This window comes from Legionella yabuuchiae, from assembly GCF_900640115.1.
Classification (GTDB): domain Bacteria; phylum Pseudomonadota; class Gammaproteobacteria; order Legionellales; family Legionellaceae; genus Legionella_A; species Legionella_A yabuuchiae.
The window spans coordinates 41,597-68,408 of record NZ_CAAAIW010000013.1; the positions used below are offsets into that span (position 1 = coordinate 41,597).

A 26,812-nucleotide genomic window follows, 5' to 3' on the forward strand; every position below is an offset into this window, starting at 1 on the left:
ATGTACATTAATTATTGCGAAAGCCAAGGATGTTGAAATGAATATAATTTTGAACACAATCGGTTACTTGATTCCTTTATTAGCCCTTATTTTGTTTCTTGTAGGAATGGTTAAAAAACGCAAACGATTTGTCCTGGCTTCGTTGATAGTATCATTAATTGGCATTTTGCTTCAATATGAAACAGCAGGTGGTGAAATCTTTGGTAATTACTTCGGTTATAAAAACGCCTTGATCTACAGCCTAAGCTTTATCATTTTAATCATTGCCTTGTTTTACATTGGAATTGCTAGTAAAGAAATGCAAGGTAAATTTCGTTACCCAACGTTAGTTCTTTTTACTATTCTTTTTTTTGCAAGCGCAATCATTTTAATAAATGTATGGATAAATGCTTATTTTATTGAAAACACATTGAAAGACACAACGGTCATCCAGGTCGCAACTTTCGATAAAAATGAATTTTGTGCTCATGATTTTTTATTTTATAAGGTCGCACCGGATGGGAAAATGCATTACTTGTGCCCAAACCATTATGTTCTGATTGCAAAAACGGACATTCTTAAACTTCCGCCAGAACTGTTTATCAAACAATATTTAGCTGGGCAGACTCCTTATGGCTGGTTCCCAAATAAAAATGATCGGGAAAACTCAGCAAACGATTAATTACGGTCCGTTGGTTTGTTGAAAGGCCTGACATAAAAAACCTGTAACTTGGTGATTGCAAATTGTTGTAATCCTTTATTTTTGTTACCATCAATAAAACTAATGTAGTATTAGCATTATGCCATATTTACTCATTGCGATATTAATTTTAATTAACTCTTCTTCGCATGCAATGGCCCCCAAGCTTCAACTTAGCAAAGCGATTGATAGAGCAATCCAACGCTATGGATTGCCGTTAGAGCCGCAGCTTAAATCTTATTTTAATCAGGCTGACGTTCAATATCCTCCGCAAAAGATTGCTTTGCTAGCCTTCAAAAAAGAACGCCATGTTCAATTATGGGCAAAGGATGAATCCGCCTCTTGGCGTTACATTCATACTTATCCCTTAACCGCGTTTAGCGGCCGCCTTGGCCCCAAATTAAAAGAGCATGATTTACAAATTCCTGAAGGAATATATCGATTAACCTCTTTTAATCCTTACAGCGCTCATCACTTATCCATGATGATTAACTATCCTAATTCGTTTGATCGCCTAAAAGCTAGTTTAGATGGTAGAAAAAAGCTTGGGGGTAATATTTTTTTACATGGTAAATCATCTTCCGTTGGATGTTTGGCTGTCGGTAATAAAGCCATTGATCAGCTATTTATGCTGGTAAGGCGGGTTGGTTTAAGTAACGTAAAAATCATCATCGCGCCCAATGATTTGCGCTTAGAAAAAGCTGCAACAAGCAACTTCGCTCAGCCTCGTTGGTTGCCTGAGCTCTATAAGGATATTGCTTCCGCCCTAAAAGAATTTCCCGTGCACAAAAAGCTTGCTTAATACATTCGGATTAAAGTGGCTTACGATTTAAGTTGCACCTGAAAAATTCAATCATTCTTTGTCACAGATCTCTGTACGGTACGATTTTTGAAAACGTCGTTTTGAGGAGCGCAGCGACGAAGCAATCTAGGGGCCTTAATGCATTAAAGTAGCCCGCTGATTCATTGATAATCCCTATTTTTTCCGTCAAGAAAATGACATGGAGTCAGGAATGAATATCTATGGGCTGGTTGGTATTTTAAATGGTTATTTTTTATGGAACAAGTCACGGATGGAGTGCTTTGCGCTGGGAAATAGAAATGCTTTTTTCATGCCTCAAAGGAGGTGGATTTAATGTTGAGGATACACGGGTAACACAACCTGAGCGCATTGAAAAATTGCTGGTATTATTGAGTATTGCTTTTTGTTGGGCTCATAAAACGGGGAGTGGCGACATTTGCAGAAGGCGATCCAAATCAAAAAAACATGGGCGAAACGCTATCCGCTATTTTTGATTTGTTACGCGACACGGCAGAGAAAAGCAGATAAAAGGTGGCTCAAGAAAAAAAGAAGTTTGGCTTTGATTCAAAAGGTAAACCCTTATTGGGAGGATCTTTATGAAACACTGAAGTCGTCACTCACTACCTCAAAGTCTCTAGATTGCTTCGTCGCTGCGCTCCTCGCAACGACGTTTTCAAAATTCGTACCCAGATATACCCATGATCGTTCAAAATGCGTGTTTTTAGACGCCTTTAATTTTTGTACCGTCGTATTTTAAACGATCACGGGTAGCTTTCTTACTCATGTTCTGGAGCTACGACAAATATTCCAGGAGCATTGCGCAAATATTCATTATAATCCATGCCGTAACCAAAAATATAATGATCATCTACTTCTAAACCCACGAAATCTGCTTTCTTTAGACCATGTTCAACTCGCTTATGGTGTTTATCAACCAACACAGCACTGTAAACTTCTTTAGCGCCTAATACATTAATTTCTTCGAGAATTCGCGCAAGCGTGACGCCTCCATCTAATATATCATCCACCACCAGAACCGTTCTATCTTTCAAGTTTGCGCTTGGCCTTACTTTCCAATGCAAGTCGCCGCCGCGAATATCGCCTTGATAGCGTGTAGCATGGACGTAATCCACTTCTAGTGGAAAATCAAGTCGAGGCAATAAGTTTCCCATAGGAACTAACCCGCCGATCATCACGCAAATAATAACCGGATTTTTATCATGGAGTTTTTCATGGATATTAATTGCCATTCTATCCAGAGCCGCCTCCACTTCAAGAGTTGTATATAGACGAGAAGATTTTTCATAAACTTGCTTAATTTTGGCTGGTATGGTCATTATAGTTCCAAGTTGTAAAGGATGAAAAAGCCGTTATGAATAGGATTCATATAAGGCTCAATTTAATCTGGATTTTTATTTCGGATAGGGAACATACTCACTTTACCTGGCTCATTACCCTTATCTCTGACTTTCACATCACCCACCTTATCAACTTCATCAATTCGATAAATAGAGTGCATAGGAATAAAAGTACGATTAACCCCATGGAATTCGTGCTTTAGGCGTTCTTCAGAAGGATCAACCACTAATGCAGAGTTTTCTCCAAACACAAAGTCCTGCACTTCTAGAAATCCAAACATATCACTTTCACATATTTTGCGCGCATAAATCTCATAGATCGCTTCCAGATATGAAAAAGTAATGCGATATAATGTTTTATTCGACATTGCAGTACCCAAATAGAAAAAACGCATTATACAAAAGCCAAAGGCATTTGTTCAAATTTATTACCAATATTTTAGTCATTCCCGACGTGTTTGTAAGAATTGAATAGCAAGGCCTATCGGCTATTATTGCTTTCTCAAACAAGTGTTTCTACTTGTTCCGGCCATCTTTAAATGTTAGATGTTCCAAATAAATCGGTCTACGTAGAAGAACGAGTAACCCGAGTAAAGAAAACGCGTCCTAAAAGCGACGAAGCGCTTCCAATCGCTTCTACTTACTGATGAATTAACTTTCCACTGAGCGACATAGATGGCTTGCCCTCCACAAATAACCCTAGGTCATCGGCTGGAACTAATCCCGAAAAAGCATATTCGTTCTTTTGCAAAATCAAGCAGTAAAACCCTGCTGGAAAAGGCCAAAGCATTTTGCCAATTTCGTTAAAAAATTCAAGCTTAAGGATGTATTTCTCCTTAGATACGGGAGGTATGTAATAAAAACTATGATGTAAATACTGATTATAACCCAAGTTCAGTAAAATACGCTTAATGCTAAAGGAAGACGTTAAATATTTAACAGCATGACTTAAATAATCAATATTTCCCCATTTTACAGATGCCCCCCAAAAACTCCAAGGGTTTATACCGAAAAATATTACATATCCGGCAGGTTTTAAAATTCTATCAATTTCTACAATTAGATTTTTATCGAGAGATAAAATCTCCAGTGTAAAGGGTGCAATTAAGCAATCCAAGCTGTTTTTTTCTAACGGAAGCGACGTAATTGATGACATCAAAGAGGTATTTTGAATATTAAGATATGGGGTTACTATCCATTTATAATAAAAATGCATTGATTTCAGCCAGATATTGGTTCCGCAATTGCCAAGTTGCAGTAGCGATTTACCATAAAGGAACTCTTGGTGCTTTTCTAATTCCTTTGCAAACGCATGGGCAACACGCTCGCCTTGAGCTGTCTCAAACCAATCGTCCAGGGAACGATACTGCTTTGATAGTGCATCGGTTGCCAATTTACTTTAATCCTCTATTAACACCTTTTTTATTAGATATTAGGTCAATTTAGGCTACGAGCTTAGTTATCTACAGACGAACTCGATTTTCTAAATTTTCGCTACCACTGTACTATAATTTAAACAACCAAAAAACATATTTAAAGGAATAAGCTCTGTACATGACAGGTTTTTTGTCATGTACAGAGAGGAATAAGGGATGATTTCTGCTTTGTTTGAGGACTTATGAAAGGCAACATACGTAAAGTTATAGAAAAATGAATAGCCCTAGCTTAAGATAGGTTTACCTCGCAGGATAACTTAGAGAATCAAAGCGTATGCAGTACCTACCTTTATTGTCTATAGTTATCATATATTAATCAAATTGTATATTATGGCAATTACTGAAAATACACACTTAAATGTAATTGGCTCGCTACTCGTCCAGGAAAAATTACTCGATCGAGAAAATGCACTGAGCTATCAGAGGCTTGCTGTTGACAGTAAGACGAGTTTCCAAAAGTATTTAATTGATAACGACATCCTAACAGCTAAAGAAATTGCATTATCTCTTGCAAATAATTTTGGCATTCCTTTGCTAGATCTGGACTGTATTGATGTTGAATCCATTCCGACCGATCTTGTGAGCAACAAACTGATTAGACGGCATGGTATAATTCCTATATTTACACGTGGGAAGCAACTTTATCTCGCTATTGATGATCCCAGCAAAAATGGCTCATTAAAAGAAATTCAATTCCACACTGGCCTACATTCCATGCCACTGGTCGTTGAAACAGACAAATTAAGTGACTTTATTGACCAATTGCTTAACGAGCAAGAGTCGCAAGGCTTAGCCAGCTTTTTTGATGAAAGTCAGGATATTGAAGGACTTGAAATCAGCACCGATGAAGAAGAGGATGAAGGCGATGAAACAGCGCTTTCGCGTGAAGATGCTCCAATTGTTAAGTTTGTAAATCGTATTCTGGTGGAAGCCATTAAAAAAGGTGCTTCTGATATCCATTTTGAACCCTATGAACGTGCTTATCGTATCCGATATCGCCAAGACGGCATTCTAAATGAAGTTACTTCGCCTCCCATCAGTCTGTCCACAAGAATCGCTGCTCGCATCAAAGTAATGTCAAATCTTGATATATCCGAGCGCCGAGTGCCACAAGATGGTCGATTTAAAATGAAATTATCAGCCAAAAAGGCAATAGACTTTCGCGTCAGTACTTGCCCGACCGTAGGTGGTGAAAAAGTTGTGATGAGGATTCTAGATCCAGGCGCTGCCAAAATAGGCATTGAAGCCCTAGGATTTAATCCCATTCAAAAGGAACATTTTATGAAAGCCATAGGTCATCCCCAAGGGATGATTCTTGTAACAGGGCCAACAGGAAGCGGTAAAACCGTGACCCTTTATACCGCATTAAATCTTCTTAACGTGCCTGAAAAAAACATCTCCACCGCCGAAGATCCGGTGGAAATTAAAGTGCAAGGAATTAACCAGGTCAACATTCATCCCAAGGCAGGTCTTACATTTTCCGGTACATTACGGTCTTTTCTACGTCAAGACCCAGATATCATCATGGTTGGAGAAATCCGTGATTTAGAAACCGCAGAAATTGCTGTAAAAGCTGCTCAAACCGGCCATTTGGTTCTATCAACCCTACACACCAATAGCGCTGCAGAAACTTTGACTCGACTTGTCAATATGGGCATCCCTTCTTACAATATTGCAAGCTCAGTCAGTTTAATCATCGCTCAACGCCTCATCCGCCGCTTGTGCGAACAATGTAAAATACCCCATGCTGACATTACGGAGAAAAGTTTAATCGAATTAGGATTCTCACCAGAACACATTAAGGACATCAAGGTCTATAAAGCCGCCGGATGCACTCAATGTAATCATGGCTACAAAGGTAGAATTGGTTTATTTGAGGTTATGCCCATATCGAAAGGTATAGGCCGTTTAATTATGGAAGGAGGAAATTCCCTGGACATTTTAAAGCTTGCACAGTCAGAAGGAATGTTAACCATTCATCAGTCTGGGCTAATGAAAATTAAAGAAGGAATTACCACAATAGAAGAAGTTAACCGAGTAACATTAGATTAATATAAATATGGCAAAAATATCAAACACACTTATTAGTTTTAACTGGGAAGGGGTGAATCAATCCGGTGAAAAAATCAACGGAACGATCGACGCTCAAAGTATCGCTATCGCTAAAGTAGAACTACGAAAGCAAGGCGTGATTACGCGAAAAATCGTAAAAAAACGGGCTCCCTTATTTGGAAAAAGCAGTAAAAAAATCAAAGCTGCTGATATCACCATCTTCAGCCGTCAAATGGCGACCATGATTGAAGCCGGAATCCCTTTAGTCCAAGCGTTTGACATTGTAGCACGTGGGCAAGCAAATCCTCGTATGAAAAAGCTTATTGAGGATATTAAAACGGACGTGGAATCGGGTACAACACTCGCCGAAGCGTTTAAAAAATATCCTCAGCATTTTAATGATCTCTTTTGTAATTTAGTTGATGCTGGAGAACAATCAGGTGCATTGGACACCATGTTGGACAAAGTTGCAACATATAAAGAAAAAATTGAAACGATTAAAAAGAAAATTAAAAAAGCACTTACCTACCCCATGGCCATTATGGTCGTTGCTTTTGTGGTTACAGCAGGACTACTTATCTTTGTGGTGCCTCAATTCGAATCCTTGTTTGAAGGCTTTGGCGCAGATTTGCCTGCCGTTACTCGAGGTGTAATTACCATGTCGGAATTTTTTCAAGCCTATTGGTACATCATCTTTGGTGCAGTTGGGCTTGGTGTCTATGGGTTTATCTACTCCATGAAGCATTCAGAGACATTTGCGCACAATATCGATCGTTTTTTACTGAAGTTTCCAATCATTGGACCCATTATTGAAAAAGCTTCTATTGCGCGATTTGCACGTACCCTTTCAATTACGTTTGCTGCGGGTCTTCCATTGGTTGATGCATTAAAATCCGTCTCTGGCGCAACTGGGAACTATCTTTTCGCCAAAGCAACAGAAAATATCCGCGAAGAAGTCTCAAGCGGTCAGCAATTGCAAGTGGCGATGGAAAATACAAAGATGTTTCCAAATATGGTTGTTCAAATGGTTGCTATTGGAGAGGAGTCAGGAGCGTTAGAGCAAATGCTCAAAAAAGTCGCTGATTTTTATGAAGAAGAAGTCGACAATGCCGTTGATTCACTAAGCAGTTTATTAGAGCCTCTAATCATGGCAATATTAGGAGTCTTGGTTGGTGGTCTTGTGGTTGCCATGTACTTACCCATCTTTAAACTTGGAACGGTAGTATGAGATAATGAGTGAATTCATTGTGCTTTACCCAATTGCCTTTACTGTCGTTTTTGGGATATTTTGTTTATGTGTAGGAAGCCTGCTTAACGTATTTATTCATCGTCTTCCTCTCATGATGATCGCCAGCTGGACAAAAGAATGCCGAAATTTTTTAGAATTACCTGAGCCGCCTATTGAAAAAGTTAACCTTTTTACCCCTCGTTCCCACTGTCCTGAATGTAAAACCCCAATCCCAGCATGGCATAACATTCCTATTTTAAGTTATTGCGTATTAAGAGGAAGAAGTCACTGTTGTAAAAAACGAATATCAATTAGATATCCTTTGGTGGAAGCGCTTTGTTTAGTGCTCTCTTTATTCGCTGCCTGGCATTTTGGTTACACACTAACTCTAGTCTTTGCTTTGCTCTTTATTTGGCTCTTGATTGTTATCGCATTTATAGATTTACAACACCAACTCATTCCAGACTCATTAAGCTTAAGTCTACTTTGGATAGGACTGTTTGCGAATATGCTGTCACTATTTACACCACTTCCAAACGCTGTGCTAGGAGCAGCAGTAGGTTATTTAAGTTTGTGGGCATTGATCCAACTGTATTATTTATTAACCGGAAAAATCGGTATGGGGCATGGTGACTTCAAACTACTTGCCGCTTTTGGAGCTTGGTTTGGATGGACCGTTCTACCGTTCATTGTTTTATTTTCTTCCATGATTGGCGCAGTCATTGGCATAAGCTATCTTAAATTTAAAGGTAAATCACATGATACCCCTCTTCCATTTGGTCCATACCTATGTATAGCAGGTCTTATCGCTCTTTTTTATGGTACAGAGATTATCCAATGGTATATTAGTTTCTATCGCTAAAACATGGGCTTTGTGAAAAAACACGTATCCCGAATACCCGCGGCGAAGTCAAGTATTCGCCTTATTAAAAAAAGAACATTGTTTAGTCCAGTTAACTTTCCATTAAACAGAGTTGTTATACCCGCGAACTAAGTGATCCTCACAAAATTTACCATTTTCTAGCCAACGCCTGCTAGATTAGAATTGACAAATTCTCATAGTCAACAATGTTCTTGTATTTTGTCAAATTCAACCATTAATTAACCCAACTAGAAATAAGAAAATATTTTTTATCTCTGACCATATTAGCTGCTTGTTACACCACTTCTGAGTATTATTATTTTAGTTTCTATACTGAATGATTTATAATTATACACATCTACCAATTATAGAGCCACCAACTCCCATGCCCACTAAACTTAGAGAATTAATTGACAACCAAGACGTCGCTGCGTTAAGAGCGTTTATTGCTGAACATGAGGGATTAAATTACGCATCGATTAGCCCCAACGGCGCATCAGCGCTTTGGTGGGCTTTAATGCCCCCCCAAGGCAAGTCCATATCTTATAAGGTGGTTGAGTGTTTGCTTGATTATATCAAAGGAGACGGCACTCCCCTTATTAACCCTACGCAACCGCTTGCCGGCCTAACGCCGCGGCAATACATAGTTGCGCACAATCAGGAAAACGCGCTAAACGATATTTTAAGAATAGTAACAGCGGCTGAAAACCGATATCAGCATCCAACCCTCCCTCAAGCACAAGCAGGCCTTGCCGCACTGGCTGATGACGCTCAAAATGTCCATGACTCTAGGATTAGTCAACTTGCCCACAAAAATACTATTCAACTGTACGAGCATTACATTGAGGGCAAAGGTTTTGCGCTTGATGAAGCGCTATGCCAAAAGACTTTTAAAGAAATAACCTCCTTTATTGAAAACCACCCGAGCCTACGCGCTTATAAAGCGAGACAAATGAAAGAAGGGCTGAATTATTGCTTTAAAACGCCGGGGCAATTTAGTTTTAGAAACGTTCAAGATGATAAGAAAAAAGAATTTTTTCTCACTCTTGCACAGCTGACCAGTCTCGTCTGGCTAGCTGCCAATGAAAAAGAAGAACGCCTACTTCCTGAAGACAGCGATGATAAAGATGGCGTTTTGCGCCTTGAAGCAAGAAAAATAGCGCTTTTAAATACGCTTTATGATAACGCTACAGCTTATGGCCAAGGCCGCCACAGTTGTGCCGGTGGCGCTTGCCATCGTTTGGGCTCATCACTGGCATCGCTACATCGTTTAGTTGATGCCTTTCCCGCGGACGTAAAGCTAACAGGCGATGCGGCAAATATCGTTACCATTCGCGTCCTAGGCGAGGCGCTGGGCGAGTTATTACAAGAAGAGCCCGAGCATCATTTGGCCTTGGTGCGTTTTTTCTCGTTTGAAGACTATGACCAGGAAGAGAAAGATAAAGAAACATACCATGCGTTTATTGAAGCGCGAGCAGAGACCCTTGAGCGCACGTTAGATGGTGAAAATATTGCGGAAGAACAAATTGCAGCTACGATTGAAGCCATCCGTGGGGATTATCCTTCCTATCCGCTTTCATGCCATAAAATAAGCCATCAGCTATCTGCTTTAATGATGGCTTATGAAAAAGAAGAGCTGGATAAGAAGATATTTTTTGAAGAGAAACCGGCACAAGAGATAATGAATCAGGGCATTCAATGCCTGGCTGAGTATTTAAAAGAAAAAGAAGCCTTTAGTAAGCTGCTTGAAGCCCATGGTTATAGCCCTAGCTCTGATGAGAAGGTAGCTTTTGCAAAAGAGTTTATTACACAATGGTTTCAGCAAAAAACGTCTGAAGGCGCGGCGATAGACATCAGTAATTTTCTTAAAAATAACCTTCAGGAAGAACAATTAGCCTTCCCTGCGCAATGCTTTTATCTTGCTTATTTTAAAAGCCAACAAGCCATTATGGCAGAAAACAATCCTCACCAGGCGTTATGGTTAAGTCAACTTACCAATCAACAGATTATCGCTTTGATGAGCGGGGTTGCGCAAAATAAGGAGGGTCAAATTGGCCAACAAGACCTTGCACTGCTTCCCTTACTAGTAGAAGAAGCCCTGCTTCAAGGAATGACCGCGAACTTAAACCTTCAAGGGATAAGCTTTCAACATATGGACCTAAGAGGTCATGATTTCTTCGGCGTGAATTTAGATAACGCGCGCTTTATTGACTGCTTATTGCCCATTAACGCAAGCCCTGCCAGTTGCGAGGCGATACATCTTGAAGATTGCCACTTGCCACTGATTGCAAGCGATGCCCCGGCAATTGCTATTGCCAAATTATTTGAATGCCGCCCACGGTCTAAATTAACGCTTGCGCTTTACCTTAAAAAAGTTAACTCAGTGGATGATTTTAAGGTACGGGATAAAGACGGCAATACCGCGTTGCAATTGGCGGTCCGGTACGGACATACAGAAGTAGTAAAGGCCATTCTTGCAAGCCCGCATTGCAATAGTGAGGTTTTAAAGGCGCAGGATAGGCTTTATCGGAATACCGCGTTGATTTTGGCGGCACGGCACGGACATACAGAAGCAGTAAAAGCCATTCTTGCAAGCCAGTATTGTGATAGCGAGGTCTTAAAGGTGCGGGATAGCTGGGGCGATACCGCGCTGATGCAGGCGGCCACCAAAGGACATACAGAAGCCGTGAACGCCATTCTTGCAAGCCAGCATTGTGATAGCGAGGTCTTAAAGGCGCGGAATAGCTGGGGCTATACCGCGTTGATGGAAGCGGCCAGCAACGGACATAGAGAAGCCGTGAGCGCCATTCTTGCAAGCCAGCATTGCAATAGCGAGTTTTTAAAGGCACAGGATAAAGATGGCAATACCGCTTTGATATTGGCGGCCCGCGAAGGACGTACAGAAGCCGTGAGCGCCATTCTTGCAAGCCAGCATTGCAATAGCGAGTTTTTAAAGGCACAGGATAAAGATGGCAATACCGCTTTGATATTGGCGGCCCGCCGCGGATATACAGAAGCTGTGAACGCCATTCTTGCAAGTCAGCATTGTGATAGCGAGGTTTTAAAAGCACAGGATAAAAATGGCAATACCGCGTTGATACTGGTGGCCCAATCCCTATTTGGACGCACTGAGGTAGTGAATGCCATTCTTGCAAGCCAGCATTGCAATAGCGAGGTTTTAAAGGCACAGGATAAAGATGGCAACACCGCGTTGAAACAGGCGGCTCAATTAGGATGCACTGAGGCAGTGAGAGCCATTCTTGCAAGCCAACATTGCAATAGCGAGGTTTTAAAGGTACGGGATAAAGATAGCAATACCGTTTTGATATGGGCGGCCCGATCAGAACGCACTGAGGTAGTGAGAGCCATTCTTGCAAGCCAATATTGCAATAGCGAGGTTTTAATGGCACGGGATAAAAATGGCAATACCGCGTTGATATTGGCGGCCCAATCCCTATTTGGACGCACTGAGATAGTGAATGCCATTCTTGCAAGTCAACATTGTAATAGCGAGGTTTTAAAGGCGCAGGATAAGTATGGCAATACCGCATTGATATGGGCGGCCCGCGAAGGACATACAGAAGCTGTGAACGCCATTCTTACAAACCGGTATTGTGATAGTGAGGTTTTAAAGGTGCAAAATGAAGATGGCTGTAACGCGTTGATGTGGGCGGCCAAGTGGGCAAAAACTAATGAAGTAAAAGCCATTCTTGCAAGCAAGCATTGCAATAGCGAGTTTTTAAAGGCACAGGATAAAGATGGCAATACCGCGTTGATATTGGCGGCCCGCCGCGGATATACAGAAGTCGTGAAGGCCATTCTTGCAAGCCAACATTGCAATAGCGAGGTTTTAAAGGCGCGGGGGGAATATGGCAATACCGCATTGATATGGGCGGCCCAAAATGGACAAACTGAGGCCGTGAACGCAATTCTTGCAAGCCAGCATTGTGATAGCGAGTTTTTAAAGGCACAAAATATAGAAGGTAATAGCGCGTTGATACGGGCTGTCCAAAAGGGACAAACTGAAGCCGTGAACGCAATTCTTGCAAGCCAACATTGCAATAGCGAGATTTTAAAGGCACGGGATAAGTATGGCAATACCGCGTTTCAACTAGCACAGCGTTATGGGCTTCACAAAACAACTCAAGAAATAGCCAAGCATGCTCCCCCTTTGCTAGGAAATATTAGCATGATGATATGGGGTGGTTTTATAGCCGCCGTGGGAATAAGCGCTATCGCTGTTGCATTTACCGTGTTAAATGTCGACACCATTGGAACAACTGGCATTGCCTTGGCGACGATGGGCATAGCAGCAACGTTATCTGGCGTTGGTTTATTCGCTGCGGGCGCTCATAAACAAACCTGCCAATCAAGCCGTTTATCACCCACCCGAAGCAGGGTCTGACGAAGCACCTGCTGCTGTGAAGTAACGGTAACGACATTAATTTGTTTCATGCGTGAAAGGGCGGCGCCTTCATTTTTTATCCTGCCACATTTTAAAAAGCGAGCAATGGCTCATTCTCTTGCGAGTTCTTAAGATGTGGTGGGGGAAAAGGAAAAGCTTAAATCACTCATTTTGAAGGATCACGGGTATATATATGAAATAGCGCGATGATGCCAAGGCAAAAGAGGGTATAACTAAGCGCATATAATAAAGAAGAAATGTTATCAGGTGCCCATCCAAACAATAGTCTAGAGAGATACTGTTTTAGATTGATAAAGCTACCATTGAGTTGTTTAATTTTAATGAACACTTGTATTTTTAAAAAAAGTACGTGTAGAACATAAGCGCTCAGCGCATATTGCCCCAGAAGTCTTAAGGGATAAAAGCCATTTTTCCATTGCTTAATGTCGATGATCCAGTATAACACTGAAAAAGATAACAACGCCCAGCCATCAGCCCAAAGAACATAAGAACTGGTCCAAAGCGATTTATTAATAGGAAAAAATAGCCCCCATGCATAGCCACCCAGGCTTAAACCCAAAGAAACTAATAGCATTCTGTAGACTTTATGTTCAGGATTCATTGAGCTATTAAAAAACCAGCGACCAAATATCAGACCGGACAAGGTAGTGGCAATCGCGGGAAAGGTGCTTAGAAATCCTTCGGGATCATAAAACGTTCCATATAAATGCGTGGGTGAAAATAATAACCTATCCAAAAGGGCAGCAAGGTTTCCAGCAGGAGATAGGTCGCCGGCTCCAAACTCAGGGACAGGGTAAACGGTCATAATCAACCAATAACTTATTAAAATACCGATGGTCAAAACAATGTGGGAAAATTTGCTGGCATAGAGAAACAATATCCCCGCGACTAAATAACACAAAGCGATGCGTTGCAATACTCCATAAAAACGTAGGGTTTCAAAGTTAAGACTCGGGATCAGATTAAGGATCAACCCAATGGTGAAAAGAAAAAAAACACGCTTTATAATTTTAATAAGTATTGTTCGTTTCTTTTCAGGATTTTTCAATGAAGATGAAAGGGCTAAAACCAGAGAAATCCCAACAATAAATAAAAAAAAGGGAAAAATGAGATCCGCTAGCGTGCACCCATGCCAGGATGAATGAGTAAGCCAAGCAAAACTAGTGTTGTATCCAGGACTATTAACCACAATCATTGCGGCGACCACAAGGCCTCGGAAAACATCAAGGGATATAATTCTATTAGAGTGTTTCATAGTTATTTAAATGTATTACCTTTACAACGATTGTTTTAAACAGCTCATTTAACACGAATGAGTGATATTCCTTTGTAATTGAGGCACATCACTAGCGGAAGACTCTACTGGATGCATCTTTAGTGGTGGGGTGGTTTTTTGCATAAAGAATGAACACCATGAGTGCTTGGCTTGTACTGGTGTTACATTGCTGTTAAAGGCTTGAGATGAAGCAGCTAATTCTGGTAATTCCGCAGAGGGTGCATGTTCTTCAGGATTGTAGCGCCGCTGAACCCTTGCAAGGCCTGGTTGCGGTACGTTTAGCTGTTCTAATTCTTCACGTTGATGTCGCTCAAAAACCAAATCCCTTACGTGAATTAAATTGGTTATGGCCTCAGAAAGATGCATTCGTTTTTTTGGATCAGATTCAGCCATGCTAAGTATGACCTTAAATAATGATTTATATTCATCAAAAGTTAAATTCTCTCCACGTAGATAAGTGGTATATATATGTTTTAGATTTTTATCATGATCATCATGAAAGAGGGACGACCAAGGTAAATCATACTCTGCCCATAACTCTTTTAAAATGACCGCAGCGGCAAATACATCTAGCTTGTAATCAGCTGGAGGAGGGGGAGAAAGACATTCTCCACGGGAATCATAACACTCAGGGGCAATGTATAGTGGCGTACCATTGACATATTTTGGCTTATGACCTGCTAAGCAGACGCAAGCGAGATCAATAATATTAACTGTGAACGTATTATTCTCTAAAGCAACGATAATGTTTTCAGGCTTAATGTCTCGATGTACGAGTCCATGATCATGGATTTGTTCCTTTAAGGCGGTAAGCAACTTGATCGATAATTCAAATCGATCGTTTAACCCAGGATCCCAAAGCTTTGGTTCAAGGGAGTTTAATAATTCAAAAAGATCTTTTCCCGGCTGTTTTTTCAAAAATAGATAACAACAATTATCAAGATACTGATGGCTGAAAAAATATTGCGGATAAATCCCTAGGTGAGGGGCTTTTTGAGACATTTCAAATTCATTTCTGCTCTCCTCTGAGCCGACTTGTACCTTGCAAACCATCTCTTGTTCTAATGGTTTTTCTGGTTTAATCGCTTCATTTTCTAAGGAAAAATTAGCAATGACGTTATAAACCCCTCCATAGGTGCCAGAGCCGAGCGGCTCATTATCTAAGACGGCACATTGATAAACATTATCGCTTCGATCAAGCACCACCAGGGTATGCGATAGGGAAACTTCAAGATCCCCAATTGGGAAAATGATATGCGTTCTAAAATCAGTGAAATTAGGGTGGCTTCTCAGTAATTGAGTTAATAAAACCAAGTCTTTCTGTTGTGGGGATAAAAGATTAATCGTATACATAACAACGTAAGGGAATCGACCTCGAAAAAATAATAAAAAAAATTTGCACAAAAACTATATCAAATTTTGCGCTTCATGGTCAAGCGGTTGTTAATAAGTTTTTTTTCTAACTATCTATTTTTAAAAGAAAAAATATTGGCTAATTCTTTTTGCACAAGCCAGGACAAAAAACCTATGGTAAAATCATTTTTTTTCTAACGAACAATAATACAATCATGTTGGAAAGCGATCGACTCGTCAGTGTGCAAGCTGCGGATTCTGAAGAAGAAATTGATAGAGCCATTAGACCATTGCGTCTTGATGAGTATATTGGTCAAGAGGAAGCCTGTACCCAAATGCGGATTTTTATTGATGCCGCACTCAAGCGACAAGATGCATTGGATCATGTGCTGATTTTCGGTCCTCCAGGGCTTGGAAAAACAACGTTAGCGAATATAATTGCCCATGAAATGGGCGTTAACCTTCGTCAAACCTCCGGGCCTGTACTTGAAAGAGCAGGAGATATTGCTGCCATCTTGACTAATCTGCAGGAAAACGATGTTTTATTTATTGATGAAATTCATCGTCTAAGCCCAGTCATTGAAGAGGTGCTGTATCCTGCAATGGAAGACTATAAGCTTGATATTATGATTGGTGAGGGGCCCGCTGCTCGGTCTATTAAGCTTGAACTACCTCCATTTACACTGATTGGCGCCACAACGCGAGCGGGTTCATTAACTTCTCCGTTAAGGGATCGATTTGGAATTATACAACGTCTTGAGTTTTATTCGGTCGAGGCATTAACCTATATTGTGAAGCGTTCCGCAAAACTACTTGGCGTTCAAGCAGATGAGGTAGGTGCTCGAGAAATTGCTAAACGTTCGCGTGGTACACCCCGCATTGCCAATCGTCTGCTTCGTCGTGTTCGTGATTATGCAGAAGTGAAAGGCAATGGCTTGATTGATCAAGAAATAGCACAATTGGCACTGGATATGCTCCATGTTGATCACAATGGGTTTGATGTTATGGATCGTAAACTCTTAATGGCGATTATCGAACGCTTTTCCGGTGGGCCGGTAGGCGTAGACAGTATTGCAGCGGCTATAGGCGAAGAAAAAGGAACCATTGAAGACGTGTTGGAGCCTTATTTAATTCAACAAGGGTTTTTAATGAGAACTCCACGAGGGCGAATGGCGACTGATTCTGCTTATCAGCATTTTGGTTATAACATCAAAGAAAATGTTTCCGGATGAGTAAATCATTTATTTATACGTGTAGAGTTTATGCAGAAAACGTTGATCACATGGGGATCGTGTACCATGCGAATTACCTCTGTTTTTTTGAGCGCGCACGCACTGAATTACTACGCAAGCTCGGTTTTTCTTTGCCAGAGTTAGGCAACAATGGCACGCAATTTGCCATCAGCGAAGTTCAATTACGCTTTCGTGCTCCCGCGCGATTAGATGATTTGTTAACCATTAAAACTTCTGTCACGACTCAACGAGCTGCGAGCTTACTGTTTAAGCAGGTGATGTGCGATCCGTCAGATAAAGTACTGTGTGAAGGAGACATCCAGGTGGTTTGCTTAAATGATGCCTTGAAGCCAAAGCGATTGCCAGATAGTCTTATTAAATTTAATTTTTAGATTTTGCTCTAAAAGGAGATAAATGTGGCTAATCATATGTCGGTGCTTGGATATTTCTTTCAAGCAGGATTTGTAGTGAAAACAGTTATGCTGATATTGCTTGCTGCATCCATTCTATCTTGGACGCTCATATTGCAGCGGGCTTGGTATTTTCGGAAAATGAAACAACAATACCAATCTTTTAATCAGCGATTCTGGGATTCAGATGATTTAACAAAGCTTTATACTACATTAGACAGTCGAGCAGACGAGAAGCAAGGCTTAGCCGCGATATTTTACACGGGCTTTAAAGAGTTCCTTCGTTTGCGTAAGTTTGGTGATATTGTTAATGAGCCGATTCAACGAGTAATGCAAATCAGTCACGCGAAAGAAGCCGCCCGACTTGAGCAACATTTGCCTTTATTTGCCTCGATAGGATCTATTTCGCCTTACATCGGGCTGTTTGGAACGGTCTGGGGAATTATGATGTCTTTACAAGCCTTAGGTCAGGCACAGCAAGCCACCATTGCCATGGTGGCTCCTGGAATTTCTGAAGCTTTAGTCGCCACGGCATTGGGGTTATTCACAGCGATTCCAGCGGTTATTGCGTATAACCGCTACACCACAAAGGCCAATGAGTTGCTTGATCGCTATAGTCTGTTTCAAGAAGAGCTGATAGCGCTTATAACTCAACAAATGGGTTCCTCTGGAAAAGGATGAATCATGCTAAAGAAAAACAATTCCCGCTCAAGGCCAATGGCAGAGATTAACGTTGTTCCTTATATTGACGTAATGTTAGTATTGCTGGTGATCTTTATGATCACTGCTCCTTTGTTAACGCAAGGCGTGACTGTAGATTTACCCAAAGCCGCCAGTGAACCTGTGCAAACCACCGAGCGCGAACCGATCATTGTGTCCGTGAATCGGGATGGAGAATATTTTTTGAATATCAGTGCTAATCCAAATTTGCCAATCGAACCGCAAAAACTCATGGTTAGAGTTGCAGCGGAGCTTGGATTAGCACGCCAAGCAAAAGCGCCAATCAATATTTTGGTCAAAGGGGATCAGGGCGTTTCTTATGGTAAAGTCGTCGTTGCGATGAGTTTGCTAAAAAAAGCGGGCGCAGAGCAGGTGGGATTAATAACGGACTCAAGCGATCAATCTGAGGAGAGTATTGCATGATTGAGCAACGCAGTTATCGAGTTGCATTCGCTTTTGCCATAGCCTTGCACGTAGTCGTAATGATTTTACTCATTTCTAATCCAAGTAGCGAACGCCCTGTATTAATGCTGAGTGCAAAAAACGAAGTAAGCGCGCCAGCACCTAAAAGACCTTCTCCTGAAGAAAATGCAATTAAAGCCGTTAGTGTGGATAGCCAGGAAGTGATGGATACCATTAACAAGCTCAAAGAAGAACGCAAACAACAACAGTTAGCAGAAGAACGCAAACAATTGGCTTTAAAAAAACAAGCTGAAGCCGCAAGAAAGCAACGACTAGAAGAGCAGCGTCGAGTGGAGCGCCTTAAGGAAGAGGCGGCAAAATTGGCTAAAGAACAGAAGCGGAAATTAGCAGAAGAACAAAAGCGTTTAAAGCAATTAGCCAAACAAAAAGAAGCAGAAGAAAAAAGGCTGGCTGAGATTAAAGAAAAAGAAGCGCAATTTAAAAAACAGCAAGAAGCTGAAGCGGCTAAGTTGGCTGAGTTCAAGCGAAAACAAGCAGAACAAGCCAAAGCAGAAGAAGAACGTCAGCAGCGATTAGCCGCAGAACAAGCAGCAAAAGAAGCAGAAAAAAATGCCCGAATTGCTGGAGAAGTCGACAAATACAAGGCATTGATTATTAATGCAATTAGTCGGCAGTGGATTTTACCAGATAATGTGGATTCCAGTTTATCTAGTCAATTTAGGATTCGTTTGGCTCCAACGGGTGCGGTATTGGAAGTTAGTCTGATTCGAAGCAGCGGGGATCCGGTATTAGACCGTTCTGCGCAGTCCGCTATCTATAAGGCATCACCATTGCCTGTGCCCAATGATCCAGATGCTTTTAATGTGTTTAGAGATATTAGTTTAACGGTTCGCCCAGAGAACGCCAGGGGGTAGTTCATGAAACGCTTTGTTGTACTTATTTTTCTTTTCGTTACTCATGTAACGTACGCGCTTGATTTGGAATTAACTCAAGGCGTCAATGCTGCGCTTCCTATTGGAGTCAATGAATTTCAAGGAAGCTCGCAAGCCAAAGAAGTGGTTGGGGTGATTAGAAATGACTTGCGGCTTTCTGGGCAGTTTCGACTCGTTCCCCCTCGTGACAATACCTCAGCGGCAAATTTACCAATAACAGTCTGGCGAAGTGCTGGCGCAGACAGCGTTTTATCCGGTTCGGTTTCAGAAGTAGGCTCAAATCAATTTAACGTTCGTTTTGAATTATTTGATGCCGCCGCGCATGGCCGACTATTGCTCACCAAAAGCTATAACGTCAGAAGCAATGATCTAAGAGCGTTGGCTCATCATATTAGCGATGAAGTCTATGAAAAGCTCACAGGAGAGCGTGGCGTTTTCTCCACACGAATCGCCTATATTTTGGTGCAACATGCGGGTGCGAAAAGAAAGTTCACCTTAGAAGTCGCAGATGTTGATGGGTATAATCCTCAAACCTTGCTGATGTCAACAGAGCCGATTATGTCCCCAGCTTGGTCACCTGATGGCAAACAAATTGCTTATGTTTCATTTGAAAATAAGCGCGCACAAATTTATACCGTACAAGTTGAAACCGGAAAAAGGCGATTAGTGACCAGTTTTACAGGAATAAATGGCGCCCCAGCTTGGTCCCCCGATGGGAAAGAGATGGCTGTAGTATTATCAAAAGACGGAACGCCCAATATTTTCAGTGTTAATTTAACTACCGGCCAAATGAAACAGCTTACTTTTGGAAAAGCAATTGATACCGAACCACGCTATTCACCCGATGGTAAATACTTATTATTCACTTCAGGTCGTGGTGGTTCCCCTCAAATTTATCGCTTAGAACTCGCAACCGGGAAGGTAAATCGAGTAACGTACGAGGGTAACTATAATGCTCGAGCATCATACACTCCAAATGAAAAATATATTGTGATGCTTCACCGTGAAGATCAGCGATTTAACATTGGTGTTCAGCATATGGATACCGGAAGAGTCGATACCCTGACCTCATCACTTATGGATGAGTCGCCTACCGTATCGCCCAATGGTCGATTGGTGCTTTATGCAACCAAGCATCAGGATAGAGGCGTCCTTGCTGTGGTGTCTCTCGATGGGCGAATAAGAATGAGGCTTCCTTCACGAGATGGAGATGTACAGGAGCCAGCTTGGTCTCCGTACTTGGGATAAGGCATGATTAAAATGCTATTTATAGGGCTGGTTCTGTTTCTTTCCAGCCTCAATACTACGGTCTACGCTTGGAATTCTGTTGGGCATCGCGTGATTGCCCAAATCGCGTACGATCATTTAACCAAAAACGCAAAGCGGGACTTTAACCAGCTTAATCACGCCCTGGATCGGGAATATCGTCAGCAAAATTTTGTAAATGCAGCGGTGTGGTTAGATGGATTAAGATCCCAAGACGTTAATTGGTACAATAACTTGCACTACATAGATTGGTTTTTTACTGAAGACAACAGTCCTCTTCCTTCAACTCAGCATATCAATGCTTTATGGGCAATGCAGCAAGCTATCAGAACGCTTAAAAGTTCCAAAGCTAATGATTTTGATAAGGGATTAAGCCTTAGGATTTTAATTCACGTAGCCGGAGATTTACATCAGCCTCTTCACGCAGCTTCTCGTGTCAGTCATCAACATCCTGCTGGTGATATGGGTGGGAATTTAGTAGGGCTAGGTAAAAATGAGGTGGGTAGTAATTTACATCAATATTGGGACAAAGGAGCCGGCCTGCTGTCTGAGCATAGGCATTACAAATCACAGCAAATAAAGGGGATGGCAAAGCTTATTGAGCAACAATTTCCCTGTGATCTAAAAAGCATGGATTTAAGCCCAGATCATTGGGCCAAGGAGTCTCATCAATATGCCAAAAATTTTGCTTACAGCGTAAAGCCTAATGCCATTCCAAAGCCAGCGTATCAAGATCGCGCCAAGCGGATTTCAAAAGAAAGAATAGCGCTCGCCGGTTGCCGACTCGCTGCATTGCTTAATGAAATTGATGCATCACTTAATAAGTCAGCCTACTAACACAACTCAAAATGAGTTGGCATAAACATCGTTTCAGATCTTTATGTCAAACATAGGCTAAGTGTAAGTGCTCCCCCTGCCGACTTCCCGCGGATTGACCGCGGGATCCTGCGATGTAAATTAAGCCGGGAAGTCAGGCGAAATTAGGTGGGTGAGCAGTTACGGCTAAGTTAAGTTTTCTGTAAAGACTCAATGACCGCCCCTAAAAATCGGGTCGCTTCACCTCCAGTTACTGCGCGATGGTCAAAGCTTAAAGACAACGGCAGAGTGCGATGCGCAACAATATTGCCGTTACTAGAGACAACGGCTTCATATAGCCTACCTACCGCAAGAATAGCTACGGCCGGAGGAACAATAATTGGACTCGCAAATCGACCAGCAAACTTCCCAAAGTTTGAAAGAGTAATTGTTGCACCTTTCAATTTTTCCGGAGCAATGTCTCGTTCTCGAACAGACGTTTTGTATTGGTTGATGATGTTACGAAGCTCGTGGTTAGAAAGGGATTCAGCATTATGAATCACGGGAACGAAAAGGCCATCTTCGGTATCCATCGCTAGCCCCAGGTTCACTTCTTCAAAACACCGCCTTGAGGAAGTATCTTTATCAAACCAGGCATTTAAAGCAGGTTCTTGTTTTGCAGCAGATACGATGGCTGTAATTAATCGAGCCGTGATGTCTTCACCTTCTTTCCAAGACTGGATATCAGCTTCATCAAAAATACTGACAGGAACAACTTCTTCATGAGATTGCACCATACTGGTAAGCATTGCTCTCCTGACCCCTCGCAAAGGTTCAAACCCTTCTTTGGGCTTTGAGCGTTGTTCAGATTCTTTTAAAACATCCTCGCGAGTGACTACGCCCAAATCTCCAGTACCCTTCAATGTTGAGATATCGACGCCTAACTTTTTTGCTAATAAACGTGCACTAGGAGTCGACTTGGTGCGACTTGAGGCGGATGAGGAGCCAATTATGAAATTATCTTCTGTGACATCTGTGCTTTCTTCTAAGTTTCCGACCACAGTGCCCTTGTCTTTCGGAGCCTCAGCCTCATCGAGTTCAAACCCCACTAACGGCTCGCCAGTTTTAATGACATCGCCAGGTTTACCATAAAATTTAACGATTTTACCATTCATGGGGGAGGGCACATCTACGACTGCTTTTGCTGTTTCCATTGAAACAAGCGGCTGATCGACTTTTACAATATCCCCTTCATTAACATACCATTCTTGAATTTCTGCATCAGGCAAACCTTCGCCTAAATCGGGTAATTTAAATAATTTCATGGTTACTCCATTATGCTTAGTGCAGTTTCTTTAATGCGATTCACACTCGGTATATAGTGTTTTTCAAGCTGGAAATAGGGCATGACGACGTCATATCCCGTCACTCGCTGAACAGGGGCAAGCAGTCCGTGAATACAGCATTCCATAATTTGAGCCGATATTTCAGCGCCGACCCCACAGGTTTTTGCTCCCTCGTGCACAATTACACAACGACCAGTTTTTTCAACTGAGCCGAAAATGGTTTCAATATCCAACGGCTTGATGGTTGCAATATCAATAACCTCACAAGATATTCCTTCTTCTTCCAATTGCTTTGCCGCCTGGAGTGTTTCATGAACACTGGCTCCCCATGTTATAAGCGTAAGATCAGTGCCTTCTTTTAAAGTAAAACATTTGCCTAAGGGCAGAGCTTTACCATCGTCTGCGACCGGCTGCTTAACTAAGCGATAAATTCGTTTAGGCTCTAGGAATATTACTGGATCGGGATTGCGTATGGAGGCCAATAATAGCCCGTAAGCGCGCTTTGGAGAAGAGGGAATGACGACTTGCAAACCCGGAATGTGGGCGAATAATGCTTCCGTACTTTCAGAGTGGTGTTCTGGCGCGCGGATCCCACCACCAAATGGGGCGCGAAACACAATGGGGCAATGTAGACGACCACGAGTTCTGTTTCGCATGCGGGCTGCATGTGAAATAATTTGATTCATGGCGGGATAGATAAAGCCCATGAATTGAAATTCTGCGACCGGCTTAATTCCTTGAGTCGACATCCCTACGGCCAATCCCGCGATCATCGACTCTGCCAGAGGGGAGTCAAAAACGCGTTCTTCGCCAAACTGCTTTTGCAACCCTTCTGTGGCTCTGAACACCCCACCATTTTTACCAACATCTTCACCGAACACCACAACATCAGGATCGTGTTTTAGTTCATAAGCTAACGCTTGAGTAACCGCTTCAACCAAAGTGATATCAGACATTTTCAGCAGCCTCCATAGCAACAGCACGCTGCTCAACTAGATATTCTGGTAGCGTGTCATAATGATAATCAAATGCTGAGCTAATGGGTTGTGCTGGTCGACTTAAATAGTCATCAACGGCTAATTGCACTTCTGAAGCACAGTCCTCTAACAGAGCTTGTTCCTGTTGATCATCCCATAACCCTCTTTTTTCTAAAAATTGCTTAAAGCGGACAATAGGCTCATTCAACTGCGCTGATTCCACTTCATTTTTGGGTTGATAGCGCGTAGCATCATCAGCGGTCGTGTGATCACAAAGTCTATAAGTAATGGCTTCAATCAAAGTTGGACCCTCGCCACTACGAGCTTTCGATATAGCTTCTTCAATGACCTGACGAGTTGCCAAAATATCATTTCCATCCACCTGTCTACCTTCAAAGCCGGCGGCAAGCGCTTTTTGTGCGATCGTCTGACATCCTGTTTGCTTGCTTATGGGTACAGATATAGCCCAGCGGTTATTATTAACCACAAAGACAACAGGTAAATTCCACGCCCCGGCAACATTCATGGCTTCATAAAAATCCCCTTCGGAAGTGCCTCCTTCCCCGATGCACACCACAGCCACGCGTGATTGGTTGCGGTATTTAAATGCGAAGGCTACCCCTGCCGCATGCAAGCACTGAGATGCGATTGGAACACAAATCGGTAAATCTTCTGAACAATGTTCAAATTGACTACCACGTTCATCCCCTCCCCAATAAGAAAGGATTTCGGACATTTTCACGCCACGCTGAAACTGAGCCGCGTAATCTCGGTAATAAGGGATAAAGACATCATCCTTCGCCATTGCATTTCCAATAGCTGTGGATATGGCTTCTTGCCCGTTAATGGGGGCATAAGTGCCCATTTTCCCAGTACGTTGGAGCGCTATGGCTTTTTTATCAAAGACACGTGTTTTAACCATAGTCCGGTATAAGTTCAGAAGTATATCTTTGTTTTCAGCAAATGCTGGCAATTCACCTGAAACTTCTCCGTGACGGTCTAGAATGTGGGTAAAAGGAATCTCAAAGCGGGCAACTACAGATGTTGTCACAGCGAATCTCCATTTAAGCCTTAAGTGGGAATAGCATACTCATAAATTCTATTAAACACCAGTGTCGTGTTTAAGAGGTTGATTGGTGTCACGCTTAAGATCAATTTTAAGCAATGGTGGTTTTTTATATTGTTCAATTCATTGATGAAAACTTGCATTTAACGTTTTGGGTCAAGATATGTTCTATGTATTGATAAATGGTGTTTACATCTTTTTTAGTGGGTTTTCTCTTATCAAAAGCATGCCCAGTCAGCATTTGATAGGAAGCCCCTTAAAAAGAAAGAAAATTCTTGAAATAGCTTACTTAAGAAAAGCATAAGATAAATCTGATAATATTAAAAATTAATCATTAAAGCATACTTTTTTAAATCATTATGATTTTTTTATGGTCTACAATGATAGGGTTAGAGGTATAAATTTTTTTAATCCATAGATAAATATGAAGGCGATTTTTTCCAAATGAAAAGAATCATTTTGTAGTTAATTTTTTTAAATGACAGACATGAGCACTTCAAATGTAACGAATAGCTCTTTTCTTAGATTAGTCATCTCAGCATTTCAGAGCATTAGATCGTTCTTTGGTAACATTACGAGTAAAATTTTTAAACGAAATCAGCCTAATGATACGTCTAAAAAGAATGGTGAGGCAGAAAAAAATGCTTCATCAACGAGTTATATTATTGCGCAGCAACGTTTAAAAAACAAGAAACCTCCAGTAGAAACGGATAGGGAGAGTTTGCTATTAGAAATTCAACAATTTGATAAATTAAAACTACGGAAACAAACAGTATATTATGTAAGCAGTTCTCTGGGTCGATATGTACTTAAACCTAAGACACACGGATTTGCTGTTATTGGGACAAAAGCAACCGCTGAAAAAGCTGGTTTTGGTGAGCCGTACTATTTAGGAGCATCTATTATGCATGCTCGTTTTAAGTTGACAAAAACAATAGTAAAAAATGTTACATCGTCAAAAAAAATCAGCTCCAGCACCAAAAAAGCAATTGAATTAATGAAACGTCAAGAATACTCATCTGTTGAACATTTCCTACGAGCATTGCTTACACAAAAAGCTCGCTTGGCTGGGATGAATCTTAAGAGTAAGCATGTTAGACGTACTATCTTACAACAAGCCACTAATCCAAATGGTGAGCTAAGATGCATTGTAGCAATGAATTCCTTGGTTAATGGAAGAAAAGGCGCTGTTTTACCAAAAAATTCAAAATGTAGTGGACGAACACGGGATAGAACTTTATTTGAAAAAGGTTCTTCATTACAAAACAGTAAAGCTTATCCAAATATTGAGCCTGACATATTACGCGATGTATTCCAACAACAACTCATCTATTCTCGTTATATGGATGAACTTGCTGGTATTGGAAAAGCTACGGATCCTAAGCTAAAAGAGCGTCAAAAAGACGCATCAGAGACAACAGGAATTATTGATAATTTTATTGAATATAAACTCTTACCTGAAAAGGATGATGTATTTTCTAGTAATTGCAATAAAGCTACAGCGAATTTATTACAATTGGCAGAAGACAGATCGGCGAAAAAACAAGGAAGAAACCCCCAAAAAATAACTGGGGCATCAATATGGGCTATTGGTGCTAAACAACATTTATTTCTTTGGGATCCATTAAAACAAAATTTAAATGCGATTGTTCACCAATTAATAGAACATAACAAAATAGATTCCGCACAAATAAGCCTGCAAGAATTGGCTAACAATAAAAGAGGAATTTTGCATATTATTTCCAATTTACCTAAGAACAAAAAAATTAAAGCATTACAATGTATTTTCAATGATGAAACTATATTAAATGATCCCGCCCCGCAAAAACGGACACTTTACTAAGCAACTTTTTTAACTTCAAATAATTCCGGTGATTTATGGCCGATCATCGAATGAAGTCGTTTCCGATTATAATATATTTCGATGTACTCAAACACATGATTTTTAGCAATGGCACGTGTTGCAAACTTTTCCCCATGAATAGCTTCTACTTTAAAACTATGATTCCAGCTCTCCATGGCCGCGTTGTCATAACAATCCCCGCGCTTACTCATACTACAGACAATCCCATAGAGCATTAAAAGCTTTTGATACTCATGCGAGCAATATTGACTGCCCCTGTCTGAGTGAAGAATAAGGCCTTTGGGAGGCTTTCGACTCCATACAGCCATG

At 41.3% G+C, this 26,812-nt stretch carries 23 protein-coding genes and 2 pseudogenes; 16 read left to right on the forward strand and 9 right to left on the reverse strand.

Going from position 1 to position 26,812, the window contains the following annotated elements; all coding sequences use genetic code 11:
• The first annotated feature begins 37 nt into the window (after positions 1-37).
• The 4 genes and pseudogenes from E1O47_RS06530 to E1O47_RS12635 form a co-directional block, all read left to right on the forward strand.
• On the forward strand, positions 38-661 hold the full coding sequence (locus tag E1O47_RS06530) for an MFS transporter (RefSeq protein WP_133130460.1): 624 nt from the start codon (positions 38-40) through the stop codon (positions 659-661).
• 118 nt (positions 662-779) lie between these two features.
• Positions 780-1,481 carry a L,D-transpeptidase family protein gene (locus E1O47_RS06535; RefSeq protein WP_242602037.1) on the forward strand — a complete coding sequence of 234 codons (702 nt, stop codon included), beginning with the start codon at positions 780-782 and terminating at the stop codon, positions 1,479-1,481.
• A gap of 278 nt (positions 1,482-1,759) precedes the next feature.
• A pseudogene (locus E1O47_RS06540) lies at positions 1,760-1,972 on the forward strand (IS4-like element ISLpn9 family transposase); the annotation flags it as partial.
• Between the two features lie 21 nt (positions 1,973-1,993).
• Positions 1,994-2,088: pseudogene (locus E1O47_RS12635) on the forward strand (GIY-YIG nuclease family protein); the annotation flags it as partial.
• A 169-nt stretch (positions 2,089-2,257) separates the two neighbouring features.
• Here the strand turns inward: E1O47_RS12635 and E1O47_RS06550 are convergent.
• The 3 genes from E1O47_RS06550 to E1O47_RS06560 all read right to left on the reverse strand — a co-directional run bounded on the left by E1O47_RS06550 (position 2,258) and on the right by E1O47_RS06560 (position 4,232).
• Positions 2,258-2,818, reverse strand: a complete 561-nt coding sequence (locus tag E1O47_RS06550) for a hypoxanthine-guanine phosphoribosyltransferase (RefSeq protein WP_133130462.1) — start codon at positions 2,816-2,818, stop codon at positions 2,258-2,260.
• A 62-nt stretch (positions 2,819-2,880) separates the two neighbouring features.
• Positions 2,881-3,207 (reverse strand): DUF1820 family protein, encoded by a 327-nt coding sequence (locus E1O47_RS06555; RefSeq protein WP_133130463.1) that lies wholly within the window; start codon positions 3,205-3,207, stop codon positions 2,881-2,883.
• 272 nt (positions 3,208-3,479) lie between these two features.
• Entirely contained in the window at positions 3,480-4,232 is a 753-nt protein-coding gene (locus E1O47_RS06560) for a methyltransferase domain-containing protein (RefSeq protein ID WP_133130464.1), read from the reverse strand.
• Positions 4,233-4,605: 373 nt separating this feature from the next.
• On the opposite strand from E1O47_RS06560, the gene pilB reads away from it, so the two are divergent.
• The 4 genes from pilB (at position 4,606) to E1O47_RS06580 (ending at position 12,822) form a co-directional block, all read left to right on the forward strand.
• A complete protein-coding gene (pilB, locus tag E1O47_RS06565; protein WP_133130465.1) occupies positions 4,606-6,327 on the forward strand; it encodes a type IV-A pilus assembly ATPase PilB in 1,722 nt (573 codons plus the stop codon).
• Between the two features lie 7 nt (positions 6,328-6,334).
• Positions 6,335-7,555 carry a type II secretion system F family protein gene (locus tag E1O47_RS06570; protein ID WP_133130466.1) on the forward strand — a complete coding sequence of 407 codons (1,221 nt, stop codon included), beginning with the start codon at positions 6,335-6,337 and terminating at the stop codon, positions 7,553-7,555.
• Between the two features lies 1 nt (position 7,556).
• A complete protein-coding gene (locus tag E1O47_RS06575; RefSeq protein ID WP_207384298.1) occupies positions 7,557-8,417 on the forward strand; it encodes a prepilin peptidase in 861 nt (286 codons plus the stop codon).
• Between the two features lie 385 nt (positions 8,418-8,802).
• Complete coding sequence (locus E1O47_RS06580; protein ID WP_165475053.1) at positions 8,803-12,822, forward strand: ankyrin repeat domain-containing protein; 4,020 nt, start codon at positions 8,803-8,805, stop codon at positions 12,820-12,822.
• 166 nt (positions 12,823-12,988) lie between these two features.
• On the opposite strand, the gene E1O47_RS06585 is transcribed toward E1O47_RS06580, so the two are convergent.
• Both E1O47_RS06585 and E1O47_RS06590 read right to left on the reverse strand, forming a co-directional pair.
• Positions 12,989-14,098: an acyltransferase family protein gene (locus tag E1O47_RS06585; RefSeq protein WP_133130469.1), complete on the reverse strand. Its 1,110-nt coding sequence runs from the start codon at positions 14,096-14,098 to the stop codon at positions 12,989-12,991.
• A gap of 48 nt (positions 14,099-14,146) precedes the next feature.
• A complete protein-coding gene (locus E1O47_RS06590; protein WP_133130470.1) occupies positions 14,147-15,472 on the reverse strand; it encodes a protein kinase domain-containing protein in 1,326 nt (441 codons plus the stop codon).
• A 215-nt stretch (positions 15,473-15,687) separates the two neighbouring features.
• On the opposite strand from E1O47_RS06590, the gene ruvB reads away from it, so the two are divergent.
• Genes ruvB through E1O47_RS06625 form a run of 7 tightly spaced genes read left to right on the forward strand, consistent with a single transcriptional unit; the run spans position 15,688 to position 21,292 of the window.
• Positions 15,688-16,704, forward strand: coding sequence for a Holliday junction branch migration DNA helicase RuvB (gene ruvB, locus E1O47_RS06595; RefSeq protein ID WP_133130471.1), 1,017 nt, complete (start codon positions 15,688-15,690; stop codon positions 16,702-16,704).
• Positions 16,701-17,096 (forward strand): YbgC/FadM family acyl-CoA thioesterase, encoded by a 396-nt coding sequence (locus E1O47_RS06600; protein ID WP_133130472.1) that lies wholly within the window; start codon positions 16,701-16,703, stop codon positions 17,094-17,096. The genes ruvB and E1O47_RS06600 overlap by 4 nt, the downstream gene beginning before the upstream one ends.
• Positions 17,097-17,120: 24 nt before the next feature.
• On the forward strand, positions 17,121-17,795 hold the full coding sequence (tolQ, locus tag E1O47_RS06605) for a protein TolQ (protein ID WP_165475054.1): 675 nt from the start codon (positions 17,121-17,123) through the stop codon (positions 17,793-17,795).
• A gap of 3 nt (positions 17,796-17,798) precedes the next feature.
• On the forward strand, positions 17,799-18,257 hold the full coding sequence (tolR, locus tag E1O47_RS06610; RefSeq protein ID WP_133130473.1) for a protein TolR: 459 nt from the start codon (positions 17,799-17,801) through the stop codon (positions 18,255-18,257).
• Positions 18,254-19,171: a cell envelope integrity protein TolA gene (tolA, locus tag E1O47_RS06615; RefSeq protein ID WP_133130474.1), complete on the forward strand. Its 918-nt coding sequence runs from the start codon at positions 18,254-18,256 to the stop codon at positions 19,169-19,171. Before tolR ends, tolA begins: the two co-directional genes overlap by 4 nt.
• A 3-nt stretch (positions 19,172-19,174) precedes the next feature.
• The gene (gene tolB / locus E1O47_RS06620; RefSeq protein ID WP_133130475.1) at positions 19,175-20,437 is read left to right on the forward strand and encodes a Tol-Pal system beta propeller repeat protein TolB; all 1,263 of its coding nucleotides are present in this window, start codon (positions 19,175-19,177) and stop codon (positions 20,435-20,437) included.
• A 3-nt stretch (positions 20,438-20,440) separates the two neighbouring features.
• Complete coding sequence (locus tag E1O47_RS06625; RefSeq protein WP_133130476.1) at positions 20,441-21,292, forward strand: S1/P1 nuclease; 852 nt, start codon at positions 20,441-20,443, stop codon at positions 21,290-21,292.
• Between the two features lie 170 nt (positions 21,293-21,462).
• Here the strand turns inward: E1O47_RS06625 and E1O47_RS06630 are convergent, their stop codons facing one another.
• The 3 genes from E1O47_RS06630 to pdhA are packed head-to-tail and all read right to left on the reverse strand — an operon-like array spanning position 21,463 to position 24,624.
• Positions 21,463-22,575, reverse strand: a complete 1,113-nt coding sequence (locus E1O47_RS06630; protein ID WP_133130477.1) for a dihydrolipoamide acetyltransferase family protein — start codon at positions 22,573-22,575, stop codon at positions 21,463-21,465.
• Between the two features lie 2 nt (positions 22,576-22,577).
• Positions 22,578-23,552, reverse strand: a complete 975-nt coding sequence (locus tag E1O47_RS06635; protein WP_133130478.1) for an alpha-ketoacid dehydrogenase subunit beta — start codon at positions 23,550-23,552, stop codon at positions 22,578-22,580.
• Positions 23,545-24,624, reverse strand: a complete 1,080-nt coding sequence (pdhA, locus tag E1O47_RS06640; protein WP_133130479.1) for a pyruvate dehydrogenase (acetyl-transferring) E1 component subunit alpha — start codon at positions 24,622-24,624, stop codon at positions 23,545-23,547. Before pdhA ends, E1O47_RS06635 begins: the two co-directional genes overlap by 8 nt.
• A 502-nt stretch (positions 24,625-25,126) precedes the next feature.
• On the opposite strand from pdhA, the gene E1O47_RS06645 reads away from it, so the two are divergent.
• Positions 25,127-26,482, forward strand: coding sequence for a hypothetical protein (locus E1O47_RS06645; RefSeq protein ID WP_133130480.1), 1,356 nt, complete (start codon positions 25,127-25,129; stop codon positions 26,480-26,482).
• Here E1O47_RS06645 and E1O47_RS12420 read toward each other — a convergent pair.
• Positions 26,479-26,812 (reverse strand): IS3 family transposase (locus E1O47_RS12420; protein WP_133130481.1); only part of this gene is annotated, 334 nt, incomplete at its 5' end. The two genes, E1O47_RS06645 and E1O47_RS12420, sit on opposite strands and share 4 nt — an antisense overlap.

Coding starts and splice junctions, on each gene's coding strand:
- E1O47_RS06530 (WP_133130460.1), top strand. CDS start 38: ATGAATATAATTTTGAACACAATCGGTTACTTGATTCCTTTATTAGCC.
- E1O47_RS06535 (WP_242602037.1), top strand. CDS start 780: ATGCCATATTTACTCATTGCGATATTAATTTTAATTAACTCTTCTTCG.
- E1O47_RS06550 (WP_133130462.1), bottom strand. CDS start 2,818: ATGACCATACCAGCCAAAATTAAGCAAGTTTATGAAAAATCTTCTCGT.
- E1O47_RS06555 (WP_133130463.1), bottom strand. CDS start 3,207: ATGTCGAATAAAACATTATATCGCATTACTTTTTCATATCTGGAAGCG.
- pilB (WP_133130465.1), top strand. CDS start 4,606: ATGGCAATTACTGAAAATACACACTTAAATGTAATTGGCTCGCTACTC.
- E1O47_RS06570 (WP_133130466.1), top strand. CDS start 6,335: ATGGCAAAAATATCAAACACACTTATTAGTTTTAACTGGGAAGGGGTG.
- E1O47_RS06580 (WP_165475053.1), top strand. CDS start 8,803: ATGCCCACTAAACTTAGAGAATTAATTGACAACCAAGACGTCGCTGCG.
- E1O47_RS06585 (WP_133130469.1), bottom strand. CDS start 14,098: ATGAAACACTCTAATAGAATTATATCCCTTGATGTTTTCCGAGGCCTT.
- E1O47_RS06590 (WP_133130470.1), bottom strand. CDS start 15,472: ATGTATACGATTAATCTTTTATCCCCACAACAGAAAGACTTGGTTTTA.
- ruvB (WP_133130471.1), top strand. CDS start 15,688: ATGTTGGAAAGCGATCGACTCGTCAGTGTGCAAGCTGCGGATTCTGAA.
- E1O47_RS06600 (WP_133130472.1), top strand. CDS start 16,701: ATGAGTAAATCATTTATTTATACGTGTAGAGTTTATGCAGAAAACGTT.
- tolR (WP_133130473.1), top strand. CDS start 17,799: ATGCTAAAGAAAAACAATTCCCGCTCAAGGCCAATGGCAGAGATTAAC.
- tolA (WP_133130474.1), top strand. CDS start 18,254: ATGATTGAGCAACGCAGTTATCGAGTTGCATTCGCTTTTGCCATAGCC.
- tolB (WP_133130475.1), top strand. CDS start 19,175: ATGAAACGCTTTGTTGTACTTATTTTTCTTTTCGTTACTCATGTAACG.
- E1O47_RS06625 (WP_133130476.1), top strand. CDS start 20,441: ATGATTAAAATGCTATTTATAGGGCTGGTTCTGTTTCTTTCCAGCCTC.
- E1O47_RS06630 (WP_133130477.1), bottom strand. CDS start 22,575: ATGAAATTATTTAAATTACCCGATTTAGGCGAAGGTTTGCCTGATGCA.
- E1O47_RS06635 (WP_133130478.1), bottom strand. CDS start 23,552: ATGTCTGATATCACTTTGGTTGAAGCGGTTACTCAAGCGTTAGCTTAT.
- E1O47_RS06645 (WP_133130480.1), top strand. CDS start 25,127: ATGAGCACTTCAAATGTAACGAATAGCTCTTTTCTTAGATTAGTCATC.